A 15,316-nucleotide genomic window follows, 5' to 3' on the forward strand; every position below is an offset into this window, starting at 1 on the left:
AGCGTCAATAGGTATTTTTGAGTGTTACTCAGAAACTGAAGCGGTCGCCTACAACATCACTATGGCGTGCTAGCATCGCACTTATCCGGCTTGTTTCGCACCTTTGCGGGCGCGATGGGCCTCACAAATCTGAACTGGACTCATATGACGGTTGCCACGAAGGCCGAGTTGCCCGCCTCGCGCCGCCAGCCGGCCGGGCGCAAGTCACAGCAACGCGTGAAGGAGATTCTTCAGGCGGGGCGCGACGTGTTCTCCGAAAAGGGCTACGAACGCGCGACCACCGCCGAAATCGCGCAGCGCCTCGGCATTTCCGAGGCGACCGTGTTCAGCTATTTCCGCGGCAAGCGCGAGTTGTGCGCGCGGGTGATCGGCGACTGGTACGACGAGATCATCGAAGCCATCGAGTCCGGCTTGCCGCGCGACGGCAATGTGCGTCAGCAGTTTGCATTCATCGTGCGCACGCATTTGCGGTTGATGCTGGTGAACGGCACGGATCTGTGCGCGCTGGTGTTGTCCGAAGGCCGGGCGCGGCATCATGAGTTGAGCGAGGCGCTCACGGAGTTGCAGCGTCGCTATACCGCGCCGTTGATGCGCGTGCTGGCGCAGGGCCAGGAAAGCGGGCAGATTCGTGGCGACATGCCGTTGCGCCTGTTGCGCTCGATGGTGTTCGGGCCGATGGAGCATGTGCTGTGGGATGCCACGCTCGCCAACCGGCACATCGATATCGATGCGACGGCGGATCAGTTGATCGACGTATTGTGGGCCGCACTCACGCCGCCGGATCTTGCGGTGAGCGCGTTGCAGCAGTTCAGGGTGGAAGTGGCGGAGGCGAACCGGCGGTTTGAAGAAGCGGCGCGGGGCGCAACGGATACGTCCACACGGGACAGCGAATAGCGGCCGCGATTGAGTCGCCGCGTGGCTCTGTTCCTTGGCAAAAAAACGGCTAATCTACTGCTTCCCCGCGCGAAGTCGGATGGAGAAGCCAAGTGCCGAAAGAACCCGCCGCAAAAACAACAAAGACCCCGAAGACCTCAAAAACATCGAACATCCGCGTTGGCATAGGCGGCTGGACCTACGCGCCATGGCGCGGCACCTTCTATCCGTCCGACCTCACGCAGAGCCGCGAACTCGAATACGCGAGCCAGAACCTCACATCGATTGAAATCAACGGCACCTTTTACGGTTTGCAAAAACCGGCGAGCTACGAAAAGTGGTATCAGGAAACCCCGGACGATTTCGTCTTTTCGCTGAAGGCGCCGCGTTACGCGACCAACAGAAAAGTGCTCGCCGAAGCGGGCGAAACCATCGAACGTTTCTTCGACAGTGGCGTGCTGCTGCTCAAACAGAAGCTCGGCGCGGTCAACTGGCAATTCGCTCCCACCAGGAAATTCGACAAGGAAGATTTCGAAGCCTTTCTGAAGTTGCTGCCGGCCAGCATAGAAGGCCAGAAGCTCAGGCATGCGATCGAAGTCCGCAACGACACCTTCAAGACGCCGGACTTCATCGCGCTCGCCCGTAAATACAAGGTTGCCGTCGTGCTCGCCGGCGACAGCGAATACCCGCAGATCGCCGATCTCACGGCGCCCTTCGTGTACGCCCGCATCATGGGCACCACGGACAAACAGGCCAAAGGCTACTCGACCAAAGCGCTCGACGCATGGGCCGAACGCGCGCGGCAACTGGCGGCAGGCATCACCCCGGACGACCTGGAAACCGCCGCGGATGCGCCGGCGAAAACGGTCGCACGCGACGTCTACCTCTACGTGATCAGCGGCTTCAAGGAACGCAATCCGGCGGCCGCCATGGCGCTGATCAAACGGCTCTGACACGCGGCTCCCGGCCGCATCGCGCGAGTGTCATAATCCCGGCAGCGAAGACAAGCACGATCGACGCATCCACACACACGCAGTCAGGCCGCAAGGCCGCTTCATCACCAAGGTCCGGGAGAATATTTTGAGCGCCATCGACAATCCTTTGCACGATCAGGAAGTCGGCTCGGCCGACGCCACCCAGGACACCACGCGCATCGACGACGTTCGGATCGGCGCAGTACGTCCACTGATTTCCCCTGCGCTGCTGCAGGATGAGTTGCCGGTGCCGCCCTCGGTGCAGACGCTGGTCGAGAAGACCCGCGCGGAAATCGCCGACATTCTGCATGGCCGCGACGACCGGCTCGTGATGATCGTCGGACCGTGCTCGATTCACGACCACGATCAGGCAATCGAATATGCGCACAAACTGAAAGTCGCTGCGGACGCCTACAAAGACGATCTGCTGATCGTGATGCGCGTCTACTTCGAGAAGCCGCGCACCACGGTCGGCTGGAAAGGCTATATCAACGACCCGCGTCTGGACGGCAGTTTCCGCATCAACGAAGGTCTGCGTCTTGCACGGCAACTGCTGCTCGACATCAACGGTCTTGGCTTGTCCACGGCCACCGAGTTCCTCGACCTGTTGAGCCCGCAGTACATTGCCGATCTGATCGCGTGGGGCGCCATCGGCGCGCGCACGACGGAGAGTCAGAGCCATCGTCAGCTGGCGTCGGGACTGAGTTGCCCGATCGGTTTCAAGAACGGCACGGACGGCGGCGTGCAGATCGCCGCGGACGCGATCGTCGCCGCGCGCGCGAGCCACGCGTTCATGGGCATGACGAAAATGGGCATGGCCGCGATCTTCGAAACGCGCGGCAACGACGACGCGCACGTAATCCTGCGCGGCGGCAAGAAAGGGCCGAACTACGACAGCGCGTCGGTGGAAGCCACCTGCGTGGCGCTCAAATCAGCGGGATTGCGCGAGCAGGTCATGGTCGACTGTTCGCATGCGAACTCGGGCAAGTCGCATTTGCGTCAGCTGGAGGTGGTGCAGGACCTGGCACGGCAACTGTCGCAGCGCGAGCGCCGCATCATCGGCGTTATGCTGGAGAGTCATCTGGAGGAAGGCCGTCAGGATCTGAAGCCAGGTGTGCCGTTGCGTCACGGCGTGTCGATCACGGATGCCTGCGTGAGTTGGGCGCAGACCGAGCCGGCGCTCGAAACCCTGGCCGAGGCCACCCGCAAACGTCGCGCGGGCTGAGCGCGCGCCGGGCCGCCAACGCCGCGCCAAGCACGGCCCCCGGGAAAGCCCTTGGGGGAGAGCACAAAAACACACGCGCCGCACCACCCGCCGATCGATCAAACCGACCGGGGTTGGGCAGCGCGTGATTCCTCACGCCCGACACATCGCTCACCGCGCGCCAGTTCAGCGCGCATGAATGCTCCGGCGCGAAGCGCGTTGCATTACGACGCGTTGACAGCTTCCTTGAACGCCTTGCCCGCGGTGAACTTCACCGTCTTGGCAGCCGCGATCTGGATCTCGGCACCCGTCGACGGATTGCGGCCCACGCGTGCTGCGCGCGCGCCAGTCGAGAAAGAACCGAAACCGACCAGTTGCACCGTATCGCCACCCACCACGGCTTTGGTCACCGCTTCGACGATCGCGTCGATGGTTTGGCCGGTGGCCGCTTTGCTTTCGCCCGTCGCTGCGGCGACTGCATCAATCAGTTCCTGTTTGTTCATAGCACTTCCCGTATGGTAATCATGGAACCGGCGCCACATCTGTTGCGCCGGGACCGACACACTAACGCATACGCGCGGGTTCGCGCAAACCTTGGGTGTAAGGCTTGTATCACCCGCCCACAGGGAATTTGACGATTTTTTCCGGCAAAGTGCCATAAGAATCGCGCGCTTAGACGATTCGTCGGCTGGATACGGGTTTTCGCGTTATCACAATCCGTTGCAATTTCAGTGCTTTAGCGCGCCGCGAGCCGCCACCGGCGGGCTTTTTTACTATCTTATGGTGGTTCGCCAAGACTCCGCATTTGTCAGGCGCGGCGGCGCTAAATAAAGAATCCGGGAGGAATAAAAAATTGAAATTTCGCCATATTGCAACATGTGCGCTGCTCGCCGCGGCGTCGTGCGCCGCCCTCGCAGCCGACGACAAAAGCTGCGCCACCCTCGTCGGCACGGCAAATTCACCCGCCCCGCAGAGCTTTCAGATACGTGACGGCGAGCCGGTCGACCTCGTCAGCGGCGCCGCAACGGTGCACGGCAAGTTGCTGGTTTTCGGCGACGGCGGCGTGTTCCGCGCCTATTGGCAGCCCGAGAACAGCCAGGAAAAATACGCGCTCGCGAATGCCGGTGTGAATAGCGTGCGGCTCGTTTCGACGCCGCCGCAAGGCACGCGGATGCAAAACGGCGAACCCGGCACGACACTCGCACCGCAACGCGTGCTCTCCTGTCCGGCGCTTTAACACGGCGAACGCGCCATTCCGCCCGTCTCGACGCGGCACAAATGACACATAGAGGCAATGCTTTCCGGTCGCACTTACCGTTTATTCGCACAGCGATCGATTTCTGTCTGACCCGCCCTCAAGGTCCCACCCGACCTGCCGATATACAAAGCTGCGTGTGCTGCGCAAACGTTTAAAAAGGACGGGGATGATTCTGCTAGCCAAATTGAGGGATGCGCTGTCGGTCGCGGGACGCGACCCCGAGCTCATACGTTCGCAGCTCGAAGCATTCAGCCACCAAGTCCCCCTTCTGTATTTCATCCTGCTCGTCAATACGGCGGCCGTCGCCGTCACGCACCTGAGTTGCGCGCCGGCCTGGCTGTCGATTTACTTTCCCGCGGCGCTGTGCACGCTGTGCATTATCCGGTGCATACGATGGTGGCATCTTCGGCACCGCGTCCTGACTCTCGACAAAGCGGAGCCCGAACTGCGCAAGCTGACCTGGCTTGCCGGCCTCTTCGCCGTCGCATTCAGCGCCTGGTCGCTGTTCCTTTTCCCTTACGGCACCGCGTACGAACAGACGCAGGTCGCGTTCTACATGGCGACCACGCTGGTCGGCTGCGTGTTCTGCCTGATGCACCTGCGCGCGGCTGCGATGCTGCTGCTGTCGATCGTCATCCTAAGCTTTTCGACCTTTCTGGTCTTCACCGGCTATCCGGTCTTCATCGCGATGGCTGTCGACATGACCCTTGTCGGCGTCGCACTCGCCTTCATCATTCAACTATATTGCCGGACCTTCGCCGACGTGGTGCACGCACAGCGCGAATTGCAGGCGAGCCAGCAAAAGACGCAACGCCTGAGCGACGACAACTTCCGGCTCGCGAGCATCGACAGCCTGACGGACCTGCCCAACCGGCGCAGTTTTTTCGCCTCGCTGCGCGCGCTGTCCGAACAGGCGATCGTCACCAGTGGCGGCTTTAATGTCGGACTGATCGATCTCGACGGTTTCAAACAGGTCAACGATATCTACGGCCACGCCAGCGGCGATCTCGTGCTTCAGGAAGTCGGCTCGCGTTTGCTCGCGCTTGCCGAGCCCGGCATTTTCTTCGCACGCCTCGGAGGCGACGAGTTCGGCGTGCTGGCGCAGCACAAACTGACGGACCAGACGCTCGTCGAGTTGGGTGAGCGCATCTGCGAGGCGCTCAGTCAGCCGTATCGGGTCGCCGGCAATGTCGCCGAGTTGTCGGGCACGATCGGCTGGGCCGCGTTTCCCGAGGCCGGCACGACGGTGGCGCAGGTGTTCGAACGCGCCGACGCGGCGCTGTACGTCGGCAAGGAAAGCCGGCGCGGCACGCCCGTCATCTTCTCGACTGAACATGAAACGCGTATCCGGCGTTCGAGTCTCGTAACCCAGGAGCTTCGTCATGCAGACCTCGAGTCGGAACTGTTTCTGGAATTTCAGCCGATCTGCGACGTGGTCACGCAACGCACCCTCGGCATGGAAGCGCTTGGGCGCTGGCATAACGCGCGGCTCGGCGCGGTCAGGCCGGAAGAATTCATTCGGATTGCAGAGCGTACCGAACTGATTCTGCGCATCACGGAAGTCCTGCTGCACAAAGCACTCGACGAAGCCGCGCGCTGGCCGTGCGAGCTTTATCTGTCGTTCAATCTGTCGGCGATCGATATCTGCACTTCCGCGCGTGCCCGCCGGCTGATCGATATCGTGCTGGCTAGCGGTGTGCCGCCGCATCGCGTGTCGTTCGAAATCACCGAGACCGCCGTGACGCGCGATTTCGAACAGGCCCGCAGTTCGCTCACCATGATCAAGAAAGCCGGCTGCCGCGTATCGCTCGACGACTTCGGCACCGGTTATTCGAGCCTTAGCTACGTGCACCGCCTGCCCTTCGATACGATCAAGATCGACCGCAGTTTCATGACGGACGTGGATACCAACAGCGCGTCGAAGAAGATCGTCAAGTCGGTACTCGACCTGTGCCGCAACCTTGGACTCGAATGCGTGGTGGAAGGACTCGAAACGGCATCGCAAGTCGAGGTCGTCAAGATGCTTGGCGCACGCGCGGCGCAGGGTTATCTGTTCAGCCGCCCGATGCGGGCGAGCGCAATCGCCGCGTATCTGCAGACGGCGCACGGGCACGACTACGCTGTGCAAGCGCTGCCGTAGTCGACTGCCCGCGTCCTGTCGCCCTGCTCTCTATCGCCCCGCGCTGTCCGCGCCGCCGAAATTTTTTCTTCTGCGGTGAACGGGCGAGGCGACGCCTGGCCGCCTTCACGTCGGCCCCCTAAGGCGCCGCGTTCCCGTATTCGAGCTTCGGATACCAATCCGTGCCGCGCCCGCCCGGCGTCATGTCGAGCACGGTCCAGATGGGCATCACGTCGGGCGCGCCGCGTGGATCCTGCCCGGGGTCGGCAGTCGCCGGCCCCATCTCCTCTGCCCAGAAATGCCGCACCGTACCGCCCGAGCGCGTGAACACGTTGAACGCGGGATTGTCGTCGCCGGCCGGATCTTCGGCCGCGTAATCGCGATTGAAGGTGTTGCCACCCGACGAATACAGCCGCAGATGCCGCCAGCCGCGCTCCTGCTTGAACGCCACCAGCTTCTCGATCGGCGAGCGCGCGATGATGGCAAAGGCCACGCGCTGCAGCATGTCGGGCATCTCGCCGTCGTATGCGCTCAGCAGCGACGTGCACATGGGACACGGCCGGGCGCGCTGCGGGCCGAACATCCAGTTGTAGGTGACGAGCGTGTCATGGTCGCCGAACATTTCCGATAGCTTCACCGGCCCTGCTTCGCCCATGAACAGGTAATCTTCAGGCACCACACCGCCGGGCGGCAGCGCGCGGCGCTGTTCGGCGACCCGTTCGATATGGCGGCGCAACTCGATTTCCTCAGCGAGCAATTCGTTGCGCGCGCGGCGATAGTCGGCGCTTTCACCGGGAAAGCGGCTCGGTGTGCCAGCCGCCAGTTGCCGGGCCGGCTTGAGCGTTGGTGCGGATGCGTGTGCGTCAGTCATCAGCCATCTCCTGTCACGGAACACGGATAAAGGGCGCAAGCCGCGCGCCGCGAGCGCGGGCGCGTTCTCGTCCTCCATATAGCCACGACGAACCGTGCAGCGGCAAATCGACAGCATCGGCGACATTTTTTGCCGCAATGCCGGCAGGCACTACAACGGCAACCGGAAGCGCCCGGCAAGGTATGCTTGAGCGCAACAGCACGCGCGCCGGGCGCGCCGTCCATGGGGATGCAACATGCCGCTTCGTCTGCCACCGCTGCCGGCGCTTCGTTTCTTCGAAGCGGCCGGCAGGCATCAGAGTTTCAAACTTGCCGCCGCGGAACTGAACGTCACGCCGAGCGCGATCAGCCACGGCATTGTGGGCCTGGAACAGGCGCTCGGCGTCGAATTGTTCGTGCGCGAACCGCGCGGCATCTCGCTCACGGCGAGCGGCGCGGACTATCTGTCGTACGTCTCTGAAGCGTTTTCGCTGATCGCCATCGGCACGCAGCGTCTGCCGAATCATCGCGCGGATCGCCCGATCGCGCTGAGTTGCGCGCCGACCTTCGCGTCGCGCTGGCTGCTGCCGCGCCTTGCCGGTTTTCGCGCGCGCTGGCCGAACGTGAACGTGAGCGTCGACACCTCGCATCGGCAAGTCGGGTTTCCCGTCGACGGGTTCGACTTCGCGGTCCGCATGAGCCGTGCGCCGGTTGCCGGCACCGCGTGGACGCGGCTGTTCGGCGAGCGCTTCGTGCCCGTATGCAGCGCCGCGTACCTGGCGAACCTGCGCGACGAGCAGGGCGACGCGGACCTGCGTCGCGCGACGCTCATTCATGTGAACGCCGCCAGCGAGGACTGGCCAGCATGGCTCGATGCGACCGGCACCGAAGGCATCGACACCACGGCGGGCCTGCGCGTCGACACGATCCAGCTTGCCTTCGAAGCCGCCGCGATGGGCCTCGGCGTCGCGCTCGGCAGACGGCCGCTGGTGGATCGGGATATCGACAGCGGCGTGCTGGTGCAGGCTCACCCGGCGACGATCGAATCCACCACGGCCTACTGGCTGGTGAGCACGGAAAATGCGGATCGCCGGCCGGAGCTTGTCGATTTCAAGCGCTGGCTGGCGAGCGAGGCCGAGAACATCGACGCGCGCACCGACGCTGCCGACCACCCACTGCAAAGCGCCGCCAACTAAACCGCATGTCCGTTCGCACAGGTGAGCCGCGCTCACCTGTCGTCGAAAACTTATCTTTTGCCGCTTCTGACGCTCGCTGCGACCATGTGTCAAAGGAGATCAGAACCATGGCCACCGCCAACAGCAGACGCTTCGCCCCCGCCTTCAATCAGACGACGCTCGTGATCCTCGCGGGCGCACTCATTCTGAGCGCCGCCATGGGGATCCGGCAGACCTTTGGCCTCTTCATCGGACCGTTCTCGTTCGACCGCGGCTTGCCGGTCACGCTGATCGCCTTCGCGATCGCCCTGCACAATCTCGTGTGGGGTTTCGCCCAGCCGTTCGCCGGCGCCGCCGCGGATCGCTACGGCTCGGCGCCGGTGGTGGCGTTCGGGGCGACGACGTTCGCGGCAGGGCTCGGCCTCGCGGCCGTGGCGCCCAGCGGCGCCATGCTGATCGTCGGCATGGGACTGCTGGTCGGCATCGGCGTGAGTTGCACGACCTTCGGCGTGGTGCTGCCGGCGGTCGGCCGCATCGCTTCGCCGGAAAAACGCAGCATGGCGATGGGCCTCGTCAGCGCGGGCGGCTCCGCGGGCCAGGTGCTGATGGTCCCGCTCGTACAAGGCATCCGGCTCAGTTCGGGCATCGCGACGTCGCTCTTCGTACTCGCTTTCCTGATGCTGCTGATCGCCCCGCTCGGCATGGTGCTCGACCGGCGCGCGCGGGTCGGCACGCCCGTTCAGGAGGCGCCAACCGCGCCGCTTCGCAAGGTGCTGAGTCAAGCGGCCGGGCATCGCGGCTACCGGCTGCTGTCGCTCGGTTTCTTCACCTGCGGTTTCCAGCTTGCCTTTATCGCCACGCATCTGCCCGAATATCTGTCGCTGTGCCATATGCCGGTCGGACTCGGCGCCACCGCGCTCGCGCTGATCGGCCTGTTCAACATGGCGGGCAGTTGGGCGTGCGGCTGGCTGGGCGGCCGCTTCCGGCAGCACTATGTGCTCGGCTGGCTTTACGTGATTCGCAGCGTGACGATCGGCGCGTTCTTTCTACTGCCGAAAAGCCCGGCGTCGGTCGTGATCTTCGCGGCCGTGATGGGACTGACCTGGCTCGGCACCGTGCCGCTCACGAGCGGACTCGTCGCGAAAGTGTTCGGCACGCGCCACCTCGGCAGCCTGTTCGGGGTCTGCTTTCTGAGCCATCAGATCGGCTCGTTTTTCGGCGCGTGGCTCGGCGGTCTGGTGTTCGATCTGACCGGCTCGTATTCGCTGTTGTGGGAGGCGACGGTGGTCGCCGGCCTCGTGGCCGCGCTGCTGCATTTCCCGATCGACGACACCACCGTGAGCACGCCCGCGCTTCGAGGCGAACCAGCGGCTGCGTAAGCGTGCGTGAGCCTGCATGCCGGTGGCCGCTGCGGACGAAGCCACCGGCACGCAGTCAAAAACAGCGGGAAACGCCCTGTGCGCGGCTACTTTTTCGGCGTGTCCGCCGCAGCTTTCGGCACGCGTCCCATCGAATAGAACTCGTCGTTGGGACGCATGGAAATGACGTTGGCCATGCGGTTCGACAAACCGAAAAACGCGGTGATCGCCGCGATATCCCAGATGTCTTCGTCGGAAAAGCCGTGCTCGCGCAGCGTTTGAAAATCGGCGTCGCCGACCGTGCCGGACGCGCTGCAAACCTTGACGGCGAAGTCGAGCATCGCCTTCTGACGCGGCGTGATATCCGCCTTGCGATGATTGACGGCGACCTGATCGGCCACCAACGGCGCCTTTTCGTAAATGCGCAGAATCGCGCCATGCGCGACCACGCAATACAGGCACTGGTTGATCGCGCTGGTGGCGACCACGATCATCTCGCGTTCGCCTTTGCTGAGACCGCCCTCTTTCAGCATCAACGCGTCGTGATAGGCGAAGAACGCGCGGAACTCGTCCGGGCGGTGCGCCAGCGTCAAAAACACGTTCGGCACGAAGCCGGCTTTTTCCTGCACTTCGAGAATCCGCGCGCGAATGTCATCCGGCCATGCATCCGGTTTGGGCACGGGGTAGCGGCTGATCGGTTGAGGCTTGGCCATGCTGTGTCTCCGTCGTATCTGTTTGGGTATGACGACGATTCTAGCAAGCCGCACGGCCGCAGCATGCGCTCGACAAGGTCCGATATCGGCGTCCATTTCGTCTAGACTTTGCACTCAAGGGAGCATGAGCCGCGCCGCGACGACTGGCGCCGGCCGGATTTCAGCAGGAGCAGACCATGTCAGACGTTTCGCACGACGCGCGAGCGCCCGTCGTCAAGGTTCGACCCGACCGGGAAATGGCGACGACCCAGCGGCTGCCTTACTTTGTCGGCATCTCCACCGGCACCGCGGGCAGCACGGGTTTGTCGATGTACATGGTCGTGGTGCCGCCAGGCGGCCATGCCGAGCCGCATTTCCACGCCGACTACGAAACCGCGATCTACCAGCTCGAGGGCAAGATCGAGACCCGCTACGGGCCCGGCTTGCGCGAGTCCGTCATCACCGAACCGGGCGATTTCCTGTTCATTCCGCCTGGCGTGCCGCATCAGCCGTTCAACCTGGACGCCAATCACGCGGCGCGCGCCATCGTGGCGCGCAATCATGCGAATGAGGACGAACGTGTCGTGCCGTACGATCCCGCCACTGAAGCGTGAATCGGCTTCGGGCACGAAGTCCAGTCAATGAGGGGCGGCGCGGCCGGCCAGTTAATAACGGCCGACCGCATCAGGCTCGCCCGCTGATCTTTGCCGCGCCCCGTCTCCTCGCCGCCATCCTGCCGCAATCGAGCCCGCGTTCAGCCTTCTCCGCAGCGCCGTTTTGCCACCTGTGCTTAAATCCGCCTTTCATCTCTTTTTTTTTGGGCGGCCGCCTGCCGACGCGGCGTGGCGCTCGCCGTCGTGCGGCAACGGAACATGCGCAGCCTGTTCGCCATGCGCCGCCCTGGCACGCACGTTGCAAATCTTTTCAGTGCATTCTCAGGAGCACGGTTGTGTGGCATTTTCCGGTTGCTATTCCACCCTCGCTGGGCGTATGGGCCGTGTTCATGAGCGTGCTCATCACGCAACTCGGCGTGCCGATTCCGGCCGCGCCGATGCTGATTCTCGGTGGAACCATGGCCGCCATGGGGCAAACCTCGTATGCGAGCGTCGTGTGCGCCGCGGTCGCCGCCACGCTGATCGCCGACTCGCTATGGTTTTTCACCGGACGCGCCTATGGCCGCCGTCTGCTGAACTATCTCGTACGCTTCTCTCTCTCGCTCGACACCACGACGCGGATCGCGCGCAACGCGTACGAACGGTACGGGGCGCCGATTCTCACCGTCGCGAAGTTCCTGCCCGGCCTCGGCCTGATCTCCGCGCCGCTGCTCGGCACGACAGCCATCAATTTCGGCGTGTTTCTGCTGTGGGATTTTTTCGGCACGACGCTGTGGGCAAGCGTATGGGTGATCGGCGGCGCCGCGCTGCACGGCCAGATCGTGCAACTGATGCTGCTCGTGCGCCACAACGGCGGCACGATTTTCGACGCGTTCGCGGCGATCTTCGTGGCCGTGCTGCTGTATCGCTGCGTGCGCCGCTGGCAGTTTCGCCGCTGGCTCGCACACACGCGTATTTCACCTGATCAGCTCGACGAGATGATGAAGTCGAACGAGCCGCCGCTGATCTTCGACGCGCGGCCACGCAGCGTGCGCGCAAAGGAATCGCACCGGATTGCCGGCGCACGGCCGCTGGATCTCGATTCGCCCGAGCCGATCGACCCCGATCTGCTGAAGCGGCCGATTGTCGTCTACTGCGTGTGTCCGAACGAAGCGACGGCGAAGCGGATCGTCGAGCAGTTGCATCGCAAGAATATCCACCATATCCGCGCGCTCAAGGGCGGCCTCGATGCGTGGCAGAAACGCGGTTATCCGGTCGAACCGTTGCCGGCCGACTTCCACACCGCCAAGGCCCACATGATCGAGGACGAGGGCGAAGAAGGCGAATACACGGTACGGGCGCGGCTGGCGAAATAACGCTCCACGCGTGCCTCGCGTATTGCCCGTATCGCCCGCATTGCCGTCCAAATTCCGCTTGCGCTTCACCCTCAATGTGTGCAACATGCATATATGCACGTTGCACACATTGAGGTATCGCCATGACGCAGCGCACAGAAAATCTGCTCGGCGTGCTCGCCCTGCTGGTCACGGACGAAATGAACGCGCAACCCACCGTGGACGCGCTCGCCGGCCCCACCGCCCGCGCCATGCTCAACGCGGTCGGCCAATACCCCGATTCATCGATTGAAGTGCTGCGCGAGGCGGTCGATCTGTCGCATCCGGCCGCCGTGCGCGCCGTGGCGGGATTGGTCGAGGCGGGTCTCGTCGAGAAAAAATCGGGCGCCGATAAACGGGCCGTCGCGCTTGCCTTGACCACAGCCGGGAAACGTGAGGCCAGGCGTCTGCAAATGGCGCGCGACAGGATGCTGCAACGCATAGTCGGCCGGCTCGAAGACAGCGAGCGCAAGGTGCTGGAGAGCCTGCTGATCAAGATCTTGTGGAACGAGACTCGCGACCCCGCGCACGCCATGCAACTGTGCCGCCTGTGCGACGACGGTCCCTGCCTGAAAGCCGGCTGTCCGGTCGAATGCCGCGAGCAGGGGCTGCCCATGCCCGCGCGGAGCAGCCCATGAAATCCGCCGCGCCGGTGCGCTGGCCGGCAATCGCTGCGCTGACCGCGGTGTCGGCGCTCTCGCAGGTCGGCCAGTTCGGCATCGGTTTTATGGTGCTGCCGGTGTGGCTCGCCCATCGAGGCCTGGATGCGCCACGCGCCGGCCTCTTTTCCGCCGCGCAATGGACCGGCATGCTGGCCGGCTTGCTGATCGCGCCGTGGCTGATGGCCCGCATCGGCGCGAAACGCACGGTGTCGCTAGGTCTGCTGGCCACGCTGGTGGCCTTCGCCATCATGGGGGCATTATCGTGGCCGCTGTGGCTCGTACCCGGTCTGCTGACGGGGTTCGGCATCGGCTTGCGCTGGATCGCCAATGAAACCTGGCTCTACAGTCTGGTCCCCGCCGAGTCGAGCGGACGCGTGGTGGGCGTACACGAAGCGCTGATCGCCACGGCCGGTGTCATCGGGCCTGCGCTCGCGGTGTGGTGCGATGTCGATGGACGCATTACGTTCGTGGCCGGCGCGGCCTTCACGTTGGCAGCGGCGCTGCCGCTTTGGCTGACCGCATCCGATAAGAACGCGCCAGCTTTGCAAGCCGCGCCGCCTGCGCGAAGAAAGAGCGCTCAACGACGCCTGGTCCTCGGCCCGCTGGTGAACCTCGGTATGGTGGTCATCGCGGCAGGTGGTATCGGCGACGGTGCGCTTTACGGCCTCTTCCCGCTATTCGCCGACGCGCACGGCCTCAACGCCACGCAAACCGCCACGCTGCTGACGTTGTTCGGCGTCGGCGGCATGGCGCTTCAATTTCCGGTTGGCTGGCTGGCCGATCGCGCGGGGCTTGCGGCCACGGTGATCGTGTGCGCCGCGCTCAGCACACTGGCCATCTGCGGCTTCGCGCTGGCGGCCCCCGCATCGTGGCTCGCGGCGGCGAGCGCGCTCTTGCTCGGCGGCATGAACAGTTCGTTCATCACACTCGGCATGTACGCGGCGGCTTGCAGCGACAAGGCCGCGCTCGCGCGCAACATGCGGCTGTTGTCGCTCGCCTTCACCGCGAGTTCGATCGTGGGGCCGCTCGTCGCGGGCTTCGCGATGAACGCACGTGGCAGCGATATGCTGATGTGGCAACTCGCGCTGATGAGCGGCGCGCTGGTGATCTACACGGTGGGTCTGCGTGAAGGCCGGCGCCAGCCCGAACAATCGTCGTCGATGGGCTGAGCCGGTTCACCTCGATCGAGCGCGCCTAAGCCTCGCGTCCCGCAACCTTGCGCTGTCGCCACAGACACAGCAGGTCACACGCGATATGCGCCGCGGCGATCGCCGTGATCTCGCTCTGGTCGTAAGCCGGTGCGACTTCCACGACGTCCGCGCCCACCAGATTCAACGCACCGAGCGAGCGTACGATCGCCAGCCCCTGCGCCGACGACAAACCGCCCGCCACCGGCGTCCCGGTACCCGGCGCGAAAGCCGGATCGAGACAGTCGATATCGAACGTCAAATACGCGGGACATGCACCCACAATCGACGTAATCCGCTCCACCGCCGCTCGCGTGCCATGCTCGTGCACCCAGGCGGCGTCGAGAATATTGATGCCCATGAAATCGTCATTCCATGTGCGAATGCCAATCTGCACCGAGGTCTTCGGATCGATCAAACCATCCTTCACCGCCTTGTAGAACATCGAGCCGTGGTTCAGGCTGTCGGGACTGTCGTCGGCCCAGGTATCGCAGTGGGCGTCGAAATGAATCAGCGAGAGCGGTTCGCCGTACTTCTCCGCGTGCGCGATCAACAGCGGATAGGTGATGTAGTGATCGCCGCCGAGCGTCAGCATCTTCGCGTCCGAACGGAGGATCGTGCGCGCATGCTCGACGATGGACTCCTTGATCGTGAGCGGATTGTGCGCGTCGAACCAGCAATCGCCATAGTCGGTCACGGCGAGGTCGTCGAACGGATTGAAACCCCACGGATACGGATGCAACTCCGACAACTGCACGCTGGCCGCGCGCACCGCGGCGGGCCCAAGACGCGCGCCCGGGCGGAACGTGGTGGCCAGATCGAGCGGCACGCCGGAGACCACGACATCGACGCCGTCGAGTTCGCGTGTGTACTTGCGGCGCATGAACGAAAGCACACCCGCATAGGTGTTTTCGATCGACGAGCCATAAAGCGACGGGCGACGCATCGCGCCGTCGCCATAGACGAGTTCAGTCATGG

At 63.8% G+C, this 15,316-nt stretch carries 15 protein-coding genes; 11 read left to right on the forward strand and 4 right to left on the reverse strand.

The features are described 5' to 3' along the window. Positions 1 to 144 precede the first annotated feature (144 nt). The 3 genes from B0G71_RS26540 (at position 145) to B0G71_RS26550 (ending at position 3,072) form a co-directional block, all read left to right on the forward strand. Positions 145 to 894, forward strand: a complete 750-nt coding sequence (locus B0G71_RS26540; RefSeq protein WP_116145462.1) for a TetR/AcrR family transcriptional regulator — start codon at positions 145 to 147, stop codon at positions 892 to 894. Between the two features lie 92 nt (positions 895 to 986). Beyond that, positions 987 to 1,826, forward strand: coding sequence for a DUF72 domain-containing protein (locus tag B0G71_RS26545; RefSeq protein ID WP_116145464.1), 840 nt, complete (start codon positions 987 to 989; stop codon positions 1,824 to 1,826). Between the two features lie 127 nt (positions 1,827 to 1,953). Then, the gene (locus tag B0G71_RS26550; RefSeq protein WP_116145466.1) at positions 1,954 to 3,072 is read left to right on the forward strand and encodes a 3-deoxy-7-phosphoheptulonate synthase; all 1,119 of its coding nucleotides are present in this window, start codon (positions 1,954 to 1,956) and stop codon (positions 3,070 to 3,072) included. A gap of 203 nt (positions 3,073 to 3,275) precedes the next feature. Here B0G71_RS26550 and B0G71_RS26555 read toward each other — a convergent pair whose 3' ends face one another. Then, on the reverse strand, positions 3,276 to 3,554 hold the full coding sequence (locus B0G71_RS26555; RefSeq protein WP_006049832.1) for an HU family DNA-binding protein: 279 nt from the start codon (positions 3,552 to 3,554) through the stop codon (positions 3,276 to 3,278). A gap of 350 nt (positions 3,555 to 3,904) precedes the next feature. On the opposite strand from B0G71_RS26555, the gene B0G71_RS26560 reads away from it, so the two are divergent. Next, on the forward strand, positions 3,905 to 4,288 hold the full coding sequence (locus tag B0G71_RS26560; RefSeq protein ID WP_116145468.1) for a hypothetical protein: 384 nt from the start codon (positions 3,905 to 3,907) through the stop codon (positions 4,286 to 4,288). 187 nt (positions 4,289 to 4,475) lie between these two features. Beyond that, positions 4,476 to 6,449, forward strand: a complete 1,974-nt coding sequence (locus B0G71_RS26565; RefSeq protein WP_116145470.1) for a bifunctional diguanylate cyclase/phosphodiesterase — start codon at positions 4,476 to 4,478, stop codon at positions 6,447 to 6,449. Positions 6,450 to 6,567: 118 nt separating this feature from the next. On the opposite strand, the gene B0G71_RS26570 is transcribed toward B0G71_RS26565, so the two are convergent. Then, positions 6,568 to 7,299: a DUF899 family protein gene (locus tag B0G71_RS26570; RefSeq protein WP_116148907.1), complete on the reverse strand. Its 732-nt coding sequence runs from the start codon at positions 7,297 to 7,299 to the stop codon at positions 6,568 to 6,570. A 235-nt stretch (positions 7,300 to 7,534) separates the two neighbouring features. Here B0G71_RS26570 and B0G71_RS26575 point away from each other — a divergent pair, with 235 nt between their 5' ends. After that, complete coding sequence (locus tag B0G71_RS26575; protein WP_116145472.1) at positions 7,535 to 8,473, forward strand: LysR substrate-binding domain-containing protein; 939 nt, start codon at positions 7,535 to 7,537, stop codon at positions 8,471 to 8,473. Between the two features lie 107 nt (positions 8,474 to 8,580). Continuing rightward, positions 8,581 to 9,831, forward strand: a complete 1,251-nt coding sequence (locus tag B0G71_RS26580) for an MFS transporter (RefSeq protein ID WP_116145474.1) — start codon at positions 8,581 to 8,583, stop codon at positions 9,829 to 9,831. Between the two features lie 86 nt (positions 9,832 to 9,917). On the opposite strand, the gene B0G71_RS26585 is transcribed toward B0G71_RS26580, so the two are convergent. Continuing rightward, the gene (locus B0G71_RS26585) at positions 9,918 to 10,523 is read right to left on the reverse strand and encodes a peroxidase-related enzyme (protein WP_116145476.1); all 606 of its coding nucleotides are present in this window, start codon (positions 10,521 to 10,523) and stop codon (positions 9,918 to 9,920) included. A 176-nt stretch (positions 10,524 to 10,699) separates the two neighbouring features. On the opposite strand from B0G71_RS26585, the gene B0G71_RS26590 reads away from it, so the two are divergent. The 4 genes from B0G71_RS26590 (at position 10,700) to B0G71_RS26605 (ending at position 14,320) form a co-directional block, all read left to right on the forward strand. Next, positions 10,700 to 11,116 (forward strand): cupin domain-containing protein, encoded by a 417-nt coding sequence (locus B0G71_RS26590; protein ID WP_106277439.1) that lies wholly within the window; start codon positions 10,700 to 10,702, stop codon positions 11,114 to 11,116. A gap of 335 nt (positions 11,117 to 11,451) precedes the next feature. Next, a complete protein-coding gene (locus B0G71_RS26595) occupies positions 11,452 to 12,471 on the forward strand; it encodes a VTT domain-containing protein (RefSeq protein ID WP_116145478.1) in 1,020 nt (339 codons plus the stop codon). A 122-nt stretch (positions 12,472 to 12,593) separates the two neighbouring features. Continuing rightward, on the forward strand, positions 12,594 to 13,127 hold the full coding sequence (locus B0G71_RS26600) for a MarR family winged helix-turn-helix transcriptional regulator (protein ID WP_116145480.1): 534 nt from the start codon (positions 12,594 to 12,596) through the stop codon (positions 13,125 to 13,127). After that, entirely contained in the window at positions 13,124 to 14,320 is a 1,197-nt protein-coding gene (locus B0G71_RS26605) for an MFS transporter (protein ID WP_116145482.1), read from the forward strand. The genes B0G71_RS26600 and B0G71_RS26605 overlap by 4 nt, the downstream gene beginning before the upstream one ends. A 25-nt stretch (positions 14,321 to 14,345) precedes the next feature. Here the strand turns inward: B0G71_RS26605 and speB are convergent, their stop codons facing one another. Beyond that, positions 14,346 to 15,314 carry an agmatinase gene (gene speB, locus B0G71_RS26610; protein WP_116145484.1) on the reverse strand — a complete coding sequence of 323 codons (969 nt, stop codon included), beginning with the start codon at positions 15,312 to 15,314 and terminating at the stop codon, positions 14,346 to 14,348. Between the last annotated feature and the right edge of the window lie 2 nt (positions 15,315 to 15,316).

The organism is Paraburkholderia sp. BL27I4N3 (assembly GCF_003386115.1).
GTDB lineage: Bacteria > Pseudomonadota > Gammaproteobacteria > Burkholderiales > Burkholderiaceae > Paraburkholderia.